Source organism: Sulfuricaulis sp. (assembly GCF_041499725.1).
Taxonomy (GTDB): Bacteria; Pseudomonadota; Gammaproteobacteria; order Acidiferrobacterales; family Sulfurifustaceae; genus Sulfuricaulis.
Genome location: NZ_JBGQKW010000002.1, coordinates 32,507 through 49,089, shown reverse-complemented (window position 1 = coordinate 49,089; position 16,583 = coordinate 32,507). Strand labels below are relative to the sequence as shown.

The following is a 16,583-nucleotide window of genomic DNA, read 5'->3' as shown; positions in this document are numbered from 1 at the left end:
TCTTGCGTCAGTTTCGATATCAGGGCTGATCTTTTCATCGGATTGAGCCTGAGCGGGGGTTGCGAGTGAAAAATGTACCAACAAAAAAACAAGCACAACGAGGGTAACAGCCCACATGATGGTTATTCTCAAAATTGAAAGTAATGGAAGAAGACGAGGTGCTTGTTATTTAGCCGGACTGTCCTTTCCCACCGGTTTGTCCTTGGCCGTATTGGCCGGTTTGGTATCCCTTGGCGCAATGGGTAAATAAATCACGATACTGCGATGGTCATCTCCCGGCCGGACATCGTAATTGACAACACGATCGAAACGCACCAGGAGCGATGACGGCTCACGCTGAAAATTGAGAGACAGGGGCGGCTGGTATGTGATAGTGGTGGCGGGCATGACGGGCGTGGCGGGCACATTCCGGACTTCTTCCCGCAGGCTGATGTTTTGTGCTTCCAGGAAGGCAATGGTAAAAAATATCTGCAGTAACTGTCCGCGCTCTTGCGGAGAATGGCGTACGTAGTTCACCGGCAAAGAAAAATGGATACTAATCCGCGCCCACTCGGATTCTACCGAGGTATCCACGTCATCCAGGATGGTGTTGTCTTGGGCGCGTGCGATACCCAAGCTGGTAAATGCCATGAACAGCAGGGCGACCCCGAGTAGCGGATTCTTCATGATTAAATTCCTTTTAGTATAGGCATGTAGTGACACGTCTAAACCCGGTCCAGTTCAGTTCCATTTCGTGTAGGCGCTACCCGTGTTACCCAAAGGCCGGTGGCAGCCGGACTGGGAGCAGTCTGTGACCCCGGTACTCTTTTGATGGGTCAACGACATCCGCTGCATATTGCCGAGGAAGCTCGTACCACTCTGATGGCAGCTTTTGCACCAGCCCGCGCCATTACCCAGGCTATTGTTGTGATTCATCCTCTCAGCCGTAAAACTGGTCGTGCTTGTGTGGCAGGCATCGCAGCTCATGCTGGCGCCGTTAACCAACTGAGACTGGTAAGGGATGTGATTGATCGGCGCGGCCAATCCCGATCCACCCTGGACGTGGCAGGTGGCGCAGGTGCCCGGGGCTATGCCGGTGTGATTAAACACTCCATTGGCGAATGTCGTGAAACCCGCGTGGCAGGAGTCGCACGAGGCTGTGGTGGCGATATGCCCCGACGGTTTGCCAAGGGCATTCCACGCTGTGTAAGACCCGCTGTGACATCCAGAAGTCGCGCATTGCCCGGGCAGGACGCCTTGCGTGGTGGAATGCGCGAATGTTGAGGTCGCGAATGTGCTCGTGTTGTGGCAGGCATCGCACGCGTTGACGGTCGTCGGGATGTGGTTGGTCGGCTTGGCCATGCCGGAGCCTCCCTGGACGTGACAGGTGGCGCAACTACCCGGGGCCACGCCGGTGTGGTTGAACGTGGAGCCGGCGGCGCTCGCGAACGTCACGTAACCCGTGTGGCAGGTATCGCACGATGCCGTGGTGGCGACGTGGTTCGGTATTTTGCCGAGCGCGTTCCACTGGGTGTATGAACCATTGTGGCAGGTGCTGCATTGACCGGGTAGAACACCTTGCGTGGTTGAGTGCGTGAAGGTCGAGGTCATGTACGTGCTCGTGTTATGACAGGCATCGCACGAGAGGGTCGTCGGCATGTGGTTAGACGGCTTGGCCGTGCCGGAGCCGCCCGGGACGTGACAGGTGGCGCAGCTGCCTGGCGTTACGGCGACATGGTTAAAGCCCACGCTCATCCATGTGGTGGTGCGATGGCAAGTGTCACAAGGTGCGGTGGTTGGCGCGTGGTTCGCCGGTTTTCCCATGATGACGGTGCCGTTATGGCATTGCGCGCACTGATGAGGAATGACGCCGACGTGACTGAACATCACCACGTTCCATGACGTGGTGGATCTGTGGCATTGATCGCATGCCTGAGTGGTCGCGATGTGGTTATTAGGCTTGAAGGTGGCGGTCTGAATGCGGCTGCCCTGGGTATGGCAGGTTTCGCATTTCTTGGGCGTACCTTTGAAAGTGCCCTGAACGTGACAAGTCTCGCAAGGAAGCGTGACATGTGCCCCGGTCAGCGGGAATCCGGTCTTGATATGGTCAGCACTTACGTTGCGTGTTGCGGGCGCTGCAAACACGTCGCTGCTTGGCAGTGCGAGCAAGAAAAGACCCAGGATTGCCAGGGCTCCGACCCAGAACGAAGATCCGTGGAAAAATTTAGCGTTCTTCATAGTCAATTCCTCAATCCAGATTTTTAATGAACCGCCGCACCACCGACTCCCGCGCGAATTTTCTTGAATGAACTGGTAACATGGCATCGTTCGCAATATTTTCCAAAGCCGCCATTGTGTACGTCATCAGCCTCGTGGCAGCTGCTGCAAGTGTTGCTCAGCGTCACTTTTCTTGGCATGGGTTTGTTGTGGCAGGCTTCGCAGACGATGCGTTCGTGTCCACCGTCGAGCTTGTATGAGGTCTGCTTGTTGTGATCGAAGCGCCAGGCTCTCCACGACAGGGCGTTGTGGCAGGTTTCGCAGCGCGGTCCGAGCTTGAACTTGTGCTTGTCGTCTTTCTCATGACAGGCGACGCAGGCAATGCCCGCGTCCTTGAAGGCGGATGTCATATGGCACTTCTTGCATTCCACACCGGCATGCTTGCCCAGTAGCGGAAAGCGGGTAAGCCCGTGGTCGATCTTAGAGGCCTTCCAGTCACGCTCGTTGTGACAGGACTCGCATTTCTTGCCTTCCTGGCCCTTGTGCTTGTCGTCCTTCTCGTGGCAGGCGATGCATATCGTTTGCAGCTTTTCTTTGAATAGAAAGCCGGTATGGCAGGACTCACACTTGGCCGTAATGTGTTTGCCACGCAGAACGTATTTCGTATCGCGGTCATGGTTGAACGTGGCGGCCTTCCAGTCCTTCTCCACATGGCAGGACTCGCACTTCTCGCCGAAGCGTCCCTTGTGTCCTTTCTTGTCGTCGTCGCTCTTGTGGCAGGCGACACAAGCGGTTTTGAGCTTCTCCTGATATAAGGAACCGGTATGGCAGCTCGCGCATTTGGCCTGGATGTGCTTTCCGCGCAGCGGGTATTTCGTGTCGCGGTCATGGTCAAAGGTGGTGATGGTCCAATCCTTTTCAGTGTGGCAGGCCTCGCACTTCTCGCCGAAGCGTCCCTTGTGGCCTTTCTTGTCATCGTCATTCTTGTGGCAGGCCACGCAGGCGGTTTTGAGCTTCTCCTGATATAAGAAACCGGTATGGCAAGTGGTGCATGCCGCCAGACGATGTTTCCCACGCAAGGGGTATTTTGTATCCTTGTCGTGGTTGAAGATGATCGTCTTCCACTCCCGGTCGGTGTGGCAGCTCTCGCACTTGGTGCCGAACTTTCCCTTGTGTTCATCGTCTTTCTTGTGACAGGCGACGCAAGCCGTCGGGGCGCCCTTGAATTTGGGATCAGCGTGGCAGTCCTTGCAGACGACGTCACGGTGTTTTCCGGTTAGCGGGAATTTCGTCTTGCTGTGATCAAAAAGGGTTTTCTTCCAGTCGCTTTCCTGGTGACAGTCGGCGCACTGGGTGCCCAGGCTGCCTTTGTGTTTGTCATCCTTCTTGTGGCACGCAAAGCAGTCTGACGGTGCGTCGCGGAACTTGGCCTTTGGCTTGTGGCAATCGCGGCACGAAACTTTCGCGCTCGCGTGCCCGCCCTTGAGCAGGAAGTCCGTGAGCTTGTGGTCGAAGGATTTTTCGTCCAATGGCGCGATGTTCATCGTGCGCCCCTTGTGTTCGGTGTGGCACACCCGGCACTCCTGCTCTGCAAGGCGGCCGTGATAGCCTTGTTTCTGGGCAACATCCTTGGCGACATCCTTGTGGCAGTCCAGGCACAGGGCATTTTGCGCGGATTTCTTGAAACGCGCGTGGCAGATCTTGCAGTTAGTCTCGAGGTCCGCATGGCCTTCAATCACCTTGCCCGGCATGAGCACGCTCTCGAGGGATTCGGCACGAGAGGACGCTGGCAGGAAGACGAGAGAAAAACCGATCGTGAGCCATGTGATGAAGGTTCGTAACAAGCCCGTTGTTTCCGATGGTATCAATACATGTGCACGGCAATGACATGCGCGATCCCACTGATGATCAGCATGAACACGAACGGGACATGGAGGATGTGCCACAGTGAGAACAGCCGTTCATAGGCATTGAACCGCGCCACGTCGACGACGGCATCCAGATATATCCGGATTGCCATCTTTCCGGCCCCCAAGCGTTTCTCAAGCTTGACGGAGTCCCATCCGTGCTCGTCGGCATGGGTGCGTCCGAGGCGTTCCAGATCCCGGGTGACCGTATAGTATGTCCAGCCGGCGAGCATCCCCACGGTGACAAAAGACCAGATCCGCGACCAGACGCCATGGTGTTCGGCGAGCGTGGAGGCCTCGAATTTTTTCAGACGCTTCTCGATAGGGGGGGAGAAATGAAATTTGGATTTTACGTCGCCTCCGATGATGCCGAGGTTCGTCTGAACCTCCTGCAAGGTGGCGCTGCGGCCATAGAGCCCGTGATGGATCTTGCGGTAAATGACTCGGCCGATGATCCCGCTGCCGGCCACCAGCAGCATGCAGCCGAGCGCGACCGTTGCATTCACCGAGCCGACACGAAACGTGGAGTGGAAAAGTATCAAGGTCGGTCCGGCGATGCCCAGGATCATGTGCACCCGGAACCAGTGTTTGGTGGCTCCCCAGTTGCGCATGAAGTGAATGTGCTTGCGCAACGAATAAAGCAACAAGACGAGCATCATCACGCCGCCGACGACGCCGAGGTAGTAACCGAAATCGTCGCCCGGTTCGTAGTAGTGGCCTTCGCGCACCGCCCAGACGGCGAGCAACAGCAACACCGTTACCGGTAAAACGGCGACTGATCGCGGCATTCCGCGGCGCGTTTCGGATTTCTCGGATGGCCGCGCCGGTATCTTGGCGGTACGTATGATCGCCTGTTCGTGACCCATCGTTCTCCCATGCAACTACTTCCGCCCGGAGGCGGGACAATTATTATTAATGATGTATCCTTAACTCCATGACCCCGGCGGCACGTATGGCCGCCGCCGCGGGAGCATAAAACTATTCCATTACATGCAATTAAAGAATGTCAGGGCCCGAAATGCCATGATTAACAGTATGAAACGCGGGTTTTGGCAGACTAGTGGCTGGCCAGTGGCTGTGCCGTGGCTAGTATTATTTATAGGCATGGGACGATCGTAGTTATTCATGGAACAGAATGTGACTGGATATCTGATTTATCTCCTCCCGCTGGCCTTGGTGCTGTTTTTTTACCTGCGCCGCCATGGAAAAAAGGAACAACATCACGTCACGCAGATGAAAGAGTCAGTGGAAGCCGGGCTGACGGAGCCGGCTTCGCTGCATCCGGTGTTCGATCCGAATCGCTGTATCGGTTCCGGCGCTTGTGTCACCGCTTGTCCGGAGCAGGCCATCGGCCTCATAAAAGGCAAGGGACATCTGGTGAAACCCACCGTATGTATCGGCCACGGCGCGTGCATGACGGCATGCCCGCATGACGCCATCACGCTTGTTTTCGGCACCGCCAAGCGTGGCCTGGATATTCCCCGGGTCAATCCGAATTTCGAAACCAATGTGCCGGGAATCTTCATCGCCGGGGAACTCGGCGGCATGGGGCTCACCCGCAAAGCGGTGGAACAGGGCCGTCAGGCAATAGAATCCATCCGAAAATTGAAGGACAGGAATTTCCCGCTCGACGTGGTCGTCGTTGGCGCAGGACCGGCCGGCCTGGCCGCCACGCTGGGCGCGATGGAGCACAAATTGCGGTCCGCCACCGTGGAACAGGAAGACTCGCTCGGCGGCGCGGTGTATCACTACCCGCGCAACAAGCTTGTCATGACCGCGCCGATGCGGTTGCCTATTATCGGCAAGGTAAAGATGAGCGAGATCAGTAAAGAGGCGCTGCTGGAGTTCTGGCAGGGCGCGGCCAAAAAGACCGGGCTCAAGATTAATTACAGCGAGCGCATGGAGACAATCACCAAGAAAGGAAACGGGTTTATTGTAAAAACCTCGCGCAACTCGTATGAAACCAGGGCCGTCCTACTTGCCATCGGTCGGCGCGGCACGCCGCGCAAGCTCGATGTACCGGGCGAGGAACTCCCGAAAGTCGTCTACAACCTCATTGATCCGGAGCAATACCGCCGCCGACACGTTCTGGTCGTCGGCGGCGGCGACAGCGCGCTCGAAGCGGCGCTCGCCATCGCAGATGAGCCGGGCACCACCGTGACGCTTTCCTACCGTGGCGAGGCCTTCGGACGTGTGAAGGAAAAAAACCGTCAGCGACTTCAGGAAGCCGGGAAGAAAGGGCGGATCAAAGTGTTGTTACAGTCGAATGTGAAAAAAATCGAGCCGGACAAAGTTACGCTCGATCATGCCGGAAAAATGGTGGAGATCAAAAACGATGCCGTGATTGTCAGTGTCGGCGGTGTGTTGCCAACTCCATTTCTGAAGGAGATTGGGGTAATGGTGGAGACGAAGTACGGAACCGCATGAGCGCCGCTCGTACCGGGCAGCTGGCTTGTCATCTCCGCGAAGGCGGAGATCCAGGCTTTGAATGTTTCGCGCGCTTTGCGCGCGATCTCAAAACCTAATGGCGGGTGGCTCCGCCCCTGCACCCTGGGTGACTTTCTCTTGCTTGTCCAAGAGAAAGTCACCAAAGAGAAGGACCCCCCGGAGCCGCCGACCCCTTCCTGCGCTTCTCGGGAAAATCGGCGCTCGCCTAACTCGCCGGGCGCTGAACAACGCGCCTCGGGCTCAAACACGAGGCTCGCTTCTCCCGATTTTCCCTGCGATGCTCGGCGGCGGCTACGGGGCCTCAAAAACCCTGCCGACCTGTTCCGTCGGGGCGGTTGGCAAGAGTGGGTTTTTTTGAAACCCCGTATGGCGCATATGAGCACCGCAAGGCTTTGGGCAAGTGCCCCGAAGGGAGGAGGCGAGGGAGTTTTTGCGCCATCCTGGGTCGGGGGCGGAGCATTCCAGATTCACATCACGCGGCCGCAGGCCGTTCGACAGGAAGCGTGCAGGGGCGGAGCTACCCGCAATTAGATTTTTATTATCGCCGAAAAGCGATTCAATTAGGAAAGCTCTTTAATCAACGGCGCCAGCTTCTGTTCCCACACTTCCGGCGTCATCGGACCGATCTGCTTGTAGCGGATGACGCCTTGTTTGTCGATCACGAAGGTTTCCGGCACGCCGTAGACGCCAAGATCGATACCGAGTCTTCCGTCCCGGTCGCTGAGGCTCAGTTCGTAAGGATTGCCAAGGGCTCCCAGCCATTGCAGCGCGTCCTCGCGGTTGTCCTTGTAATTGAGACCGATAATGGTCACGGCCTTGCGGCTGGTGAGTTCGTTGAGGAGAGGATGTTCCTCGCGGCAGGCAACGCACCACGAGGCCCAGACACTGAGCAGGTAGACGCGCCCGTGCAGATCATCACGGCTCACCTTACGCGCGGGATCGGCGACGGTAGTCAGCGAAAAGGCCGGGAGAGGTTTGCCGATCAGCGGTGACGGGATGCGACGCGGATCGAGATTCAGTCCGTAGGCAAGCAGCAGGCCCAACGCCACGAAGATGACGAGGGGTACGATATATTTCTTCATGGCTTCTTCACCTCGCTGCCCGGCGCAAAGGTTCCGCCCTTCAGGGCCTGAGCGGCCTCCGGAGGCATGTATTTCTCATCGTGCTTGGCCAGCACTTCGCTGGCGGTAAAGGCATTGCCTGCCTGTAGCCGTCCCTGCGCCACGACGCCCTGACCTTCACGAAACAAATCTGGCAGGATGCCTTCGTAGTGCACCGGCAGCTTCTTGTTGAGGTCGGTGACGACGAAGTCGACTTTGAGACCGTCCGGCGAACGCTGCACGGAGCCTTTTTCCACCAGGCCACCGATGCGGATGGTCTTGTTGGTGGCGACCTTGCCTCCCAGTACTTCCGTGGGCGAGTAGAAGAACACGAGGTTGCTGCGGAAGGCATTCAATACGAACAGGCCGGCAACGGTCAGTCCGACCACGCCGGTGACGATGATCGCCAGGCGCTTGTGTCTTGTCTTCATCGGGTTTGTTCCTTGAGTCGCAGAAATTCGTGCAGCAGGCGCCGGACCGTCTTGCGTCGGCGCAGCGGCAAATAGAGATTTAGGAGCAGAACCAGCAGGGCGAGTCCATAAGAACTCCAGACATAAAAGCCGTAACCACCCATGTGGAAGAACTCCGACCAGTTCATGACTTGGACCCCAGCAGTTGCGCTACCCACGTGGTATGCCGTTCCCGCTCCAGGATTTCATTACGCATGCGCATCAACGCCACCGTAAAGAAATAGAAGGTAAAGCCCAGGGACATCAGCAGCAAGGGAGCGAGCATGCTCGGATGAATCGAGGGCGTCCCCATTTTGGTTACCGAGGCCGGCTGATGCAGCGTGTTCCACCACTCCACCGAGAAGTGGATGACGGGAATGTTGACCACGCCGACCAGCGCCAGGATCGCGGAGGCGCGCGCCGCGCGCCGCGGATCGTCAATGCTGGCTTCTAATGCCATGTAGCCTATGTACAGGAAAAACAGGATAAGTTCCGAGGTCAGGCGCGCGTCCCAGGCCCACCACGTACCCCACATCGGTTTGCCCCACAGCGAGCCCGTCACCAGCGCCAGGAAGGTGAACGAGGCGCCGACGGGTGCGCAGTTGCCGGCGAACATCTCGAAGAGCTTGACGTTCCAGACCAGCGCGATGGCCCCGGCGCCGGCCATGCACACGTAGATGAACATGGACATCCACGCGGCGGGCACGTGGATGAACATGATGCGATAACTTTCGCCCTGCTGATAATCGGCGGGGGCCACGAACAGGCCGAGATAGAGCCCCACGACCAGCAGCAGGGTGGTCAGTGCCGCTATCCACGGAGTCAGTTGTCCTGCCAGGGTGTAGAAGAATTTGGGTGAGGCGTACTTATGCATGTATTGCATGTGTCAATCCAGGGAAACGCGCAATGCCGCGGCGGCGGCCCAGGGTGCCAACGTCAGGGCTAACGCGAGAAAGGCGGCCAGCAAGGAAAAATGCGCTTCGATGTCAATGCCGGCGATCACGCCCGCGACGGCACCGGCGCCGAAAATCAGAACCGGAGTATACAACGGCAGTACCAGCAGCGAAACCAGCACGCCGCCGCCGCGCAGGCCGAGCGTCAACGCCGCGCCGACGGCGCCGAGCAGGCTCAGGACCGGCGTGCCGAGCAGCAGCGAGAGGATAAGCGTGCCCATGGCCGATTCCGGCAGATTCATCTGCACCGCGAGCAGCGGCGAGATCAACACCAGCGGCAGGCCGGTCAGCATCCAGTGGGCGGCGACCTTGGTCAATACCAGGATGGTGAGCGGGTGGGGTGACAACGCCATCTGTTCGAGCGTGCCATCGGCGTGATCATTGGCGAACAGCCGGTTGAGCGAGAGCATGGTGGCGAGCAGCGCTGCCACCCAGATGACGCCGGGGGCGATGGTTCGCAGGACCGCGGGTTCGGGACCGAGGCCGAGCGGAAACAGGCTCACGACGATAATGAAAAATACCAGCGGCGTGAGCACGTCGGTGCTGCGGCGCAGTGCGACGGTCAGGTCGCGCCGTAGGAGGCAGCCGATGGCTTTCAGGAAACCGGGCACGTCAGTCGAGTTGCAGCTGTAGCATGGTTTTTGTTTCGACGCCGATATCCTGATGCGATGTCATGATGATCAACCCATCCCGGGCGAGATGCTCCATCAGGATTTCCGTCATCAGGGCCACCGAGTTCACGTCGAGCGCGCTCAAGGGCTCGTCCAGGATCCACAACGATTTCCGCAGGATCGCGAGCCGCGCGAGCGCGAGGCGGCGCTTCTGACCCTGCGACAGGACCTTGGAAGGGAAGTGCCGGTACGGCGCGAGCCCAAGGCGCTCCAGTGTCTCCTGGATACGCGTCGTATCGGCGGCGGTGCCGAGGCAGGCGGCGGCGCGCAGATTTTCCTCCGCCGTCAGCTCGCCCTGGATGCCGTTGCTGTGACCGACGTAGGCGAGCTGGCCGCGATAGTCGTCGCCCAACTCCTGAATGGTAGAGCCGTTCCAGCGCACCTCGCCCGCGGCGGCGTGCGTCAATCCACAGAGCGTGCGCAGCAGCGTAGTCTTGCCGCTGCCGTTGACGCCGGTGACGTGCATCAGCTCACCCGGCTTGAGACGGAAAGAAAGATGGCTGAACAACGGCCGATCGCCGCGCACGCATTCAAGATCTACCGCTTCCAGCAAACCGGCCTCCCCAAGAAAGGTTGAAGATACATCAATCTTTGAAGCTGGTGCCCCAGACCGGAGTTGAACCGGCGACCTGCCGCTTAGGAGGCGGCCGCTCTATCCACTGAGCTACCGGGGCGTGCCGCTATTCTAGCAGGGCGGGCGGCGGGATTAGCAGCCGCAACGAGCATCCGAACCAAGTGGAGCCAGGCACGTCGCGCCGGGGGGCGGCATGAGCGATGTGCTGATATGGTGTGCTGCCCCGCACAAAAAATGGCCGGGATTTCCGGCCATTCTCGGTATTGGTGGAGCGGAGGGGGGTCGAACCGTCGACCGCTGTATTGCGAAACTCATCCGCAGAATCTGCGGCCATGCCGATCAACACATTATGCACCCAGGCTCAGCGTTCGCACGACTCAGATGTCCAGCAGTATCCAGGAGTAATCTGGAGTGTGTCACGAATGGGTCACGCTGGCAGTGACAGGCCGGAAGCCTCCCCATGACGAACGAATCGGGATACTCGTCATGGTCCGTTCGGGGTCACCGCGTTCAGGCCTACCCCGCGGGCCAAACCCTCCGAGCACGTAAGCCGCGAGTCATCGCCGTCGGCGCCGATCCCAGCCGGTTTCTCGGGAAACCGCACGGTGCTGCGTGATGTAAGAATTCGCCATGCATAGGTTTACATATAATTGCGTGGTGTATTGACTACACTGTCTAGGCAGCTTGTAGAGACAAATAAACATATATAAAAGGAAGCCAAGTCTATGGCCGATTCCCAACGATATCGACGCAATCTGTTTTACTTCCTTTTCGCTGTATCCGGTTTCTCTGGCCTCATCTATGAATCCATCTGGAGTCACTATTTAAAACTGTTTCTGGGTCATGCCGCGTATGCCCAAACGCTGGTGCTGACGATCTTTATGGGCGGTATGGCTATCGGATCGTGGCTCGCGAGTCGTTATTCGGTGCGGTGGAAGAACCTGCTTTTAGCGTATGCCCTGACTGAAGGGGCGATCGGCGTATGTGGCTTGGTGTTCCACAAAGTTTTCGTTAGCGCCACAGATCTAGCATATACCGTGGTAATTCCGGCATTGGGTTCGCCGTGGTCAGTCAATCTCTTCAAATGGAGCCTTGCCGGAGCATTCATACTGCCGCAGTCCATTCTACTCGGCGCCACATTCCCTCTCATGACCGCGGGTCTCGTACGCCGCTTTCCGGCAGAATCCGGGGCCAGCATCGCGACGTTGTATTTCACCAACAGTTTCGGCGCCGCGATTGGCGTCTTGGCGAGCGGATTCGTACTGATAGAACTCGTCGGTTTGCCGGGGACGATATTGACCGCAGGGCTCATCAATATCTTGCTGGCCCTGCTGGTTTGGTTGCTGGCGCGGCACACGACGGAGAAAGCAGCGCCGACCGTTTCACGCAGTCTCAGTGCTGACGCAATCGGGTCATGGCGGCTTCTGCTCGCTGCTTCATTGTTCACCGGCGCCGCGTCATTCATGTACGAGATCGGGTGGATCCGCATGTTGAGTCTCGTGCTCGGCAGTTCCACCCACGCGTTCGAACTCATGCTGGGCGCGTTTATCTTCGGCCTCGCTTTCGGCGGGTTGTGGATACGCCGCCGCATCGACAGATTGAAGCAACCCGTGCGTTTTCTCGGTTTGGTACAGATCATCATGGGACTGCTTGCGCTCGCGACACTCGTGGCTTACAACGCGAGCTTCGAATTGATGCGGGAGATTATGAACTCGCTGGCACCCACGGCGGGCGGTTACCGCTTGTTTAATGTCGCGAGTCACACCATCGCACTTGTCATCATGCTGCCGGCGACTTTTTGCGCCGGCATGACGTTGCCGTTAATCACGAATGTACTATTACGTACGCATCACGGGGAGAAGAGCATCGGTGCGGTGTACGCCGCCAACACGGCGGGTGCGATCGCCGGAATATTCTTTGCTGTGCACTTCGGACTGCCGAATATTGGTGTCAAGGGATTAATCACGATGGGTGCGGCGCTTGATATGGCGCTTGGCATTGTACTACTACGTGCAGCGCTTGTTGGCTCCCGGTCGTGGGTGGTTCCGGGTACGGCAGTATTGGCCAGCGCGGCCGTGGTTATTACTCTGTTGGGTGTCGAACTTGACCGCTACAAAATGGCTTCCGGAGTTTACCGCCTTGGGCGTCTGTTCCGGCCAGGCGAAGTTGAGCTGCTCTACCATAAAGATGGAAAAACAGCGACCGTCGATCTCGTGAAACATCAGGACGGCAACGCCAGCATCCGCACCAATGGCAAACCCGATGCAATGATAAATTTATCCGCGGACGGTCCGCCGGCCCCGGACGAAACAACCATGATAATGCTTGCGGTGACGCCTCTCATGCTGCATCCACAAGCACGCACGGTGGCCAATATTGGGTTGGGTTCGGGACTCACCGCGCACGTTTTGCTCAGCGCACCGGGTCTTGAACGCGTGGACACGATTGAGATCGAACCGGCAATGGTCGAGGCCGCGCATGGTTTTGGATCGCACGTGGACAGAACCTTTCGAGACCCGCGCAGCCATATTTACATCGACGATGCCAAGTCTTTCTTTGCGGCGCGTGGTAATCGGTATGACATTATCGTATCCGAGCCTTCCAATCCTTGGGTGAGTGGTGTCGCCGGACTGTTTTCCGACGAATTCTACCAACGCGTCCGTACGCATCTGAATCCGGGAGGGCTGTTCGTACAATGGTTACAACTTTACGAGATCAATACTGGTCTAGTAGCGTCGGTAATGAAGGCTATCGGCGCTAACTTTACGGACTACGCCTTGTACGCAGCCGACGACGGCGATCTTTTGATCGTAGCGCGGTGGGATGGTCGCCTGTCACCGCCGGACCCGGCAGTGCTGGCGCAGCCACGTTTGAGCCAGGAGCTGCGCAGAATAGGTATCTTTACGCCACAGGATCTGGCATTGCGCCGTATCGGTGACCGTGCGCTGTTTGAACCACTGTTTGCTTCATTCCCGGTGCCAGTTAACTCTGATTTCTTTCCGGTGCTGGATCTTAATGCCGAGCGCACCCGCTTTATGCACAGCAGGGCTGTGGAGTTGGTATGGCTCGGGATTGCACCGTTACCGGTTTTAGAGATGCTGGGAAATACTGTTCCAGCGGCCTGCGTGACATGCGTGACACCGAGCTCGGGATTTGCGCGGACGCAATCGGTACAACGTGCGGCCGCCGTTCGTAAATTCTATAAGAGCGGTGTACTTCCGCCGCAAGGCCATAGTGAGTTTGACGCAAATCTCGTGCGGAATCTTGTCGTAACACAGGGGCTTGCACAAAACTGTCGCGACGTGTCGGCGCCGGCGTTATGGCTTGACAGCGTTTATTACATCGCTAGTACTACCCTCCCGCAACTGCGCCCTGATGATGCACAGATGCTGTGGCAGCATTGGCTATCATCCGACTGTTACCGTAGGTTGTCTCCAGCGCAGGCAGATTCGCTGGCATTATTCCGTGCAGTGGGACAACGCGATGCGGCAGGTATGGCTGCGGTCGCGGAAAAGCTGCTCGCGACCGTCACGGGTGTAAGCGGTGAACAGGGCAGCTATATGCTGGGCGCTGGCATGCTGGGGTATCTCGCACAGGATCGCCCGCAAGATGCTCGGCGGTTGTGGGCGACATTCGCGCCGCAGATACTCAGTAACAATACGCCCAGCTTCATGTTGCGATTTCTAAGGGCGCAAGCGTTTAGCGAATTGGCAACAAGAAAATCTTCTTCTACTTTCAGTCCCAGACTGTCGCCTCGCTTTCAAAAAAACCTTCCTGGGTAGACGTCTACCTGAATACTGCCGGGTCAGTATTACAATGTGGAGTCGGGGCTGCATGACCACGGGGCGAGGTATTATGGTCCCAAGACAGGGAGGTATATCAGCAGTGATCCGATTGGGTTGGCGGGCGGATTGAATACCTCGTTGTACGCGCGCACTAACCCCGTGCCGTTCAAAAAACCCGAACTACACTTCAACGGTATCCCGACGCCGTGATTCTGTATGAGGCAAGCTGATAAGATAATGAAGTGACCGATATCATCGGTGACCGCGTGTCATCCCCCGCGGATGCCTGAGCACGGCGAAGGTCGCGCGCCCGACAGCAGCGAGGGGTAAGTCCTAACCGCTTGCACACGGAAGGGAATTTGGTGGAGCGGAAGGGGATCGAACCCTCGACCTCTGCATTGCGAACGCAGCGCTCTCCCAGCTGAGCTACCGCCCCTACATGATCTGCAAAACCGAAAAAACCGGTCTATTTGGCTAGACTGGCCTAGCTTGGACAGGCAGGCGCGCATTGTAAAACAGAAGGACCTTGGGCGGAAGCTCGGGTTGGAGGCGAGAGAAAGGCGGGGAATCACGTCCTCGGTCGGCACAGTTATGAAGCCGAACAACGTGAATCAAGTCACGGTTGCGCTCATCGCATGCATTATACTTGCTCAAAATGACCAATATTCTCGGTATCTCGGCCTACTATCACGATAGCGCGGCGGCACTCGTGCGCGACGGCGACATCATTGCGGCGGCGCAGGAGGAGCGCTTCTCGCGCAAAAAGCACGACTCGCGGTTTCCCAGCGCGGCAATCGCCTACTGCCTGAGGGAGGGCGGGCTTGACCTTGCGGGGATCGATTTCATTGTGTTTTACGATAAACCGCTGATCAAGTTTGAGCGGTTGCTCGAAACTTATCTGGCCTATGCCCCCAAGGGATTCCGTTCCTTCCTTGCCGCGATGCCGGTGTGGCTCAAGGAGAAACTCTTTCTCAAGACGACGCTGAAGAAGGAGCTTGCACGTATTGCGAACGTCAAAGCTACGGCGCTGCCACCTCTTTTGTTTGCGGCGCATCATCAATCACATGCGGCGTCGGCATTTTACCCGAGCCCTTTTGAGAAGGCCGCCGTGCTTTGCATGGATGGCGTCGGCGAATGGGCCACCACGTCTGTGTGGCTAGGCGAAGGGAACCGGTTGACCCCATTGTGGGAGATCGATTTTCCACACTCCTTGGGATTGCTGTACTCCGCCTTTACCTATTATACGGGCTTTAAGGTGAATTCCGGTGAATACAAACTGATGGGTCTTGCCCCTTACGGCGAGCCCAAGTATGTGGACGTGATTCTGGAACACTTGCTGGACCTCAAGCAGGACGGGACCTTCCGGTTGAATATGGATTATTTCAACTATGCCACCGGCCTTACGATGACCAACGGAAAATTCGACCGCCTGTTTGGCGGACCGCCACGCAAACCTGAATCGCCCCTTGCCCAGCGCGAGATGGATATCGCCAGGTCGATCCAGGCCGTTACCGAAGAAGTGATATTGCGCCTGGGCAAGACCATCCGTCAGGAGTCGGGTTGCGAATATTTATGCCTGGCGGGCGGCGTGGCGCTGAATTGTGTCGCCAACGGTCGTTTGCTGCGCGAGGGACCCTTCCGCGATATCTGGATCCAACCGGCGGCGGGCGATGCCGGTGGCGCGATCGGTGCGGCCTTGGCGGTTTGGCATGAATACCTCGATAAACCACGAAAAGTCTGCAACACGGATCGTATGCGCGGCTCCTATCTCGGTCCGCAGTTTTCCGAGACGGACATTAAGCATTACCTTGACTCGATGGGGGCGAGTTACCGCCGAATAAGCGACGCGGAACTTTTTCCGGAAGTCGCCCGGCTCCTGTCGCAGGAAAAAGTCATTGGCTGGTTTCAGGGCCGCATGGAATTCGGCCCCCGCGCCCTGGGAGGGCGCTCGATCCTGGGAGATCCACGTAGTCCGCGGATGCAATCGGTGATGAATCTGAAAATCAAATACCGCGAGTCATTTCGCCCGTTTGCGCCGGCAGTGCCGGTTGAGCGGGTATCGGCGTATTTTGATCTCGATCGTCCCAGCCCTTATATGTTGATAGTCGCCCCTCTCAAGGAGGAGCACAAAATATCCACGACGGCGGAGCAGGAACGGCTTTTCGGGATCGAGAAGCTCAACATCCCGCGTTCTATTCTGCCTGCCATCACGCATGTGGATTATTCGGCGCGTGTTCAAACGATAGACCGTGACACCAACCCGCGGTTCCACGCCCTGTTGTGCGAGTTTGAGCGCCAGACAAAATGTCCGGTGCTCATCAATACTTCGTTCAATGTCCGTGGCGAGCCCATTGTATGCAGCCCCGAGGACGCCTATCGCTGTTTCATGCGCACCGAGATGGATTACCTGGCACTGGGGAACTTCCTGCTCGCCAAAACCGACCAGCCGCCGGGAGAAAAGGACTGGTCATGGCAAAAAGAATATGAACTAGACTAAGAC

General features: G+C 57.5%; 14 protein-coding genes and 2 tRNA genes. 4 read left to right on the top strand and 12 right to left on the bottom strand.

Annotated elements, in window-relative coordinates:
* Positions 1-165 precede the first annotated feature (165 nt).
* Genes ACC569_RS00725 through ACC569_RS00710 form a run of 4 tightly spaced genes read right to left on the bottom strand, consistent with a single transcriptional unit; the run spans position 166 to position 4,891 of the window.
* Positions 166-666, bottom strand: coding sequence for a hypothetical protein (locus tag ACC569_RS00725; RefSeq protein WP_372521565.1), 501 nt, complete (start codon positions 664-666; stop codon positions 166-168).
* Between the two features lie 54 nt (positions 667-720).
* On the bottom strand, positions 721-2,217 hold the full coding sequence (locus ACC569_RS00720; RefSeq protein WP_372521564.1) for a cytochrome c3 family protein: 1,497 nt from the start codon (positions 2,215-2,217) through the stop codon (positions 721-723).
* A 23-nt stretch (positions 2,218-2,240) separates the two neighbouring features.
* Positions 2,241-4,040 (bottom strand): cytochrome c3 family protein, encoded by a 1,800-nt coding sequence (locus ACC569_RS00715; protein WP_372521563.1) that lies wholly within the window; start codon positions 4,038-4,040, stop codon positions 2,241-2,243.
* Positions 4,041-4,060: 20 nt separating this feature from the next.
* Positions 4,061-4,891, bottom strand: coding sequence for a hypothetical protein (locus tag ACC569_RS00710; protein WP_372521562.1), 831 nt, complete (start codon positions 4,889-4,891; stop codon positions 4,061-4,063).
* Positions 4,892-5,228: 337 nt separating this feature from the next.
* Here ACC569_RS00710 and ACC569_RS00705 point away from each other — a divergent pair, with 337 nt between their 5' ends.
* Positions 5,229-6,530 carry an NAD(P)-binding domain-containing protein gene (locus ACC569_RS00705; RefSeq protein WP_372521561.1) on the top strand — a complete coding sequence of 434 codons (1,302 nt, stop codon included), beginning with the start codon at positions 5,229-5,231 and terminating at the stop codon, positions 6,528-6,530.
* A 581-nt stretch (positions 6,531-7,111) separates the two neighbouring features.
* Here the strand turns inward: ACC569_RS00705 and ACC569_RS00700 are convergent.
* The 7 genes from ACC569_RS00700 to ACC569_RS00670 all read right to left on the bottom strand — a co-directional run bounded on the left by ACC569_RS00700 (position 7,112) and on the right by ACC569_RS00670 (position 10,398).
* Positions 7,112-7,633 carry a DsbE family thiol:disulfide interchange protein gene (locus ACC569_RS00700; RefSeq protein WP_372521560.1) on the bottom strand — a complete coding sequence of 174 codons (522 nt, stop codon included), beginning with the start codon at positions 7,631-7,633 and terminating at the stop codon, positions 7,112-7,114.
* The gene (ccmE, locus tag ACC569_RS00695) at positions 7,630-8,082 is read right to left on the bottom strand and encodes a cytochrome c maturation protein CcmE (RefSeq protein WP_372521559.1); all 453 of its coding nucleotides are present in this window, start codon (positions 8,080-8,082) and stop codon (positions 7,630-7,632) included. Before ccmE ends, ACC569_RS00700 begins: the two co-directional genes overlap by 4 nt.
* The gene (gene ccmD, locus ACC569_RS00690) at positions 8,079-8,249 is read right to left on the bottom strand and encodes a heme exporter protein CcmD (RefSeq protein WP_372521558.1); all 171 of its coding nucleotides are present in this window, start codon (positions 8,247-8,249) and stop codon (positions 8,079-8,081) included. The genes ccmE and ccmD overlap by 4 nt, the downstream gene beginning before the upstream one ends.
* Complete coding sequence (locus tag ACC569_RS00685) at positions 8,246-8,983, bottom strand: heme ABC transporter permease (protein WP_372521557.1); 738 nt, start codon at positions 8,981-8,983, stop codon at positions 8,246-8,248. The genes ccmD and ACC569_RS00685 overlap by 4 nt, the downstream gene beginning before the upstream one ends.
* 3 nt (positions 8,984-8,986) lie before the next feature.
* Entirely contained in the window at positions 8,987-9,664 is a 678-nt protein-coding gene (gene ccmB / locus ACC569_RS00680; RefSeq protein WP_372521556.1) for a heme exporter protein CcmB, read from the bottom strand.
* 1 nt (position 9,665) lies between these two features.
* On the bottom strand, positions 9,666-10,277 hold the full coding sequence (gene ccmA / locus ACC569_RS00675; protein WP_372521555.1) for a cytochrome c biogenesis heme-transporting ATPase CcmA: 612 nt from the start codon (positions 10,275-10,277) through the stop codon (positions 9,666-9,668).
* A gap of 45 nt (positions 10,278-10,322) precedes the next feature.
* Positions 10,323-10,398: transfer RNA gene (locus tag ACC569_RS00670), tRNA-Arg, on the bottom strand.
* A gap of 625 nt (positions 10,399-11,023) precedes the next feature.
* Between ACC569_RS00670 and ACC569_RS00665 the strand changes: the two genes are divergently transcribed.
* A complete protein-coding gene (locus tag ACC569_RS00665; protein ID WP_372521554.1) occupies positions 11,024-14,080 on the top strand; it encodes a spermidine synthase in 3,057 nt (1,018 codons plus the stop codon).
* A gap of 12 nt (positions 14,081-14,092) precedes the next feature.
* Positions 14,093-14,293 (top strand): RHS repeat-associated core domain-containing protein, encoded by a 201-nt coding sequence (locus ACC569_RS00660; protein WP_372521621.1) that lies wholly within the window; start codon positions 14,093-14,095, stop codon positions 14,291-14,293.
* Between the two features lie 150 nt (positions 14,294-14,443).
* On the opposite strand, the gene ACC569_RS00655 is transcribed toward ACC569_RS00660, so the two are convergent.
* Positions 14,444-14,519: transfer RNA gene (locus ACC569_RS00655), tRNA-Ala, on the bottom strand.
* A 219-nt stretch (positions 14,520-14,738) separates the two neighbouring features.
* Here ACC569_RS00655 and ACC569_RS00650 point away from each other — a divergent pair.
* Positions 14,739-16,580 carry a carbamoyltransferase gene (locus ACC569_RS00650; protein ID WP_372521553.1) on the top strand — a complete coding sequence of 614 codons (1,842 nt, stop codon included), beginning with the start codon at positions 14,739-14,741 and terminating at the stop codon, positions 16,578-16,580.
* Positions 16,581-16,583: the final 3 nt, after the last annotated feature.

What these genes read in the sequence shown, in the direction of transcription:
- ccmD (WP_372521558.1), bottom strand. Translation starts at nt 8,249, where the DNA reads ATGAACTGGTCGGAGTTCTTCCACATGGGTGGTTACGGCTTTTATGTC.
- ACC569_RS00665 (WP_372521554.1), top strand. Translation starts at nt 11,024, where the DNA reads ATGGCCGATTCCCAACGATATCGACGCAATCTGTTTTACTTCCTTTTC.
- ACC569_RS00710 (WP_372521562.1), bottom strand. Translation starts at nt 4,891, where the DNA reads ATGCCGCGATCAGTCGCCGTTTTACCGGTAACGGTGTTGCTGTTGCTC.
- ACC569_RS00725 (WP_372521565.1), bottom strand. Translation starts at nt 666, where the DNA reads ATGAAGAATCCGCTACTCGGGGTCGCCCTGCTGTTCATGGCATTTACC.
- ACC569_RS00685 (WP_372521557.1), bottom strand. Translation starts at nt 8,983, where the DNA reads ATGCAATACATGCATAAGTACGCCTCACCCAAATTCTTCTACACCCTG.
- ACC569_RS00720 (WP_372521564.1), bottom strand. Translation starts at nt 2,217, where the DNA reads ATGAAGAACGCTAAATTTTTCCACGGATCTTCGTTCTGGGTCGGAGCC.
- ACC569_RS00650 (WP_372521553.1), top strand. Translation starts at nt 14,739, where the DNA reads ATGACCAATATTCTCGGTATCTCGGCCTACTATCACGATAGCGCGGCG.
- ccmE (WP_372521559.1), bottom strand. Translation starts at nt 8,082, where the DNA reads ATGAAGACAAGACACAAGCGCCTGGCGATCATCGTCACCGGCGTGGTC.
- ACC569_RS00705 (WP_372521561.1), top strand. Translation starts at nt 5,229, where the DNA reads ATGGAACAGAATGTGACTGGATATCTGATTTATCTCCTCCCGCTGGCC.
- ACC569_RS00700 (WP_372521560.1), bottom strand. Translation starts at nt 7,633, where the DNA reads ATGAAGAAATATATCGTACCCCTCGTCATCTTCGTGGCGTTGGGCCTG.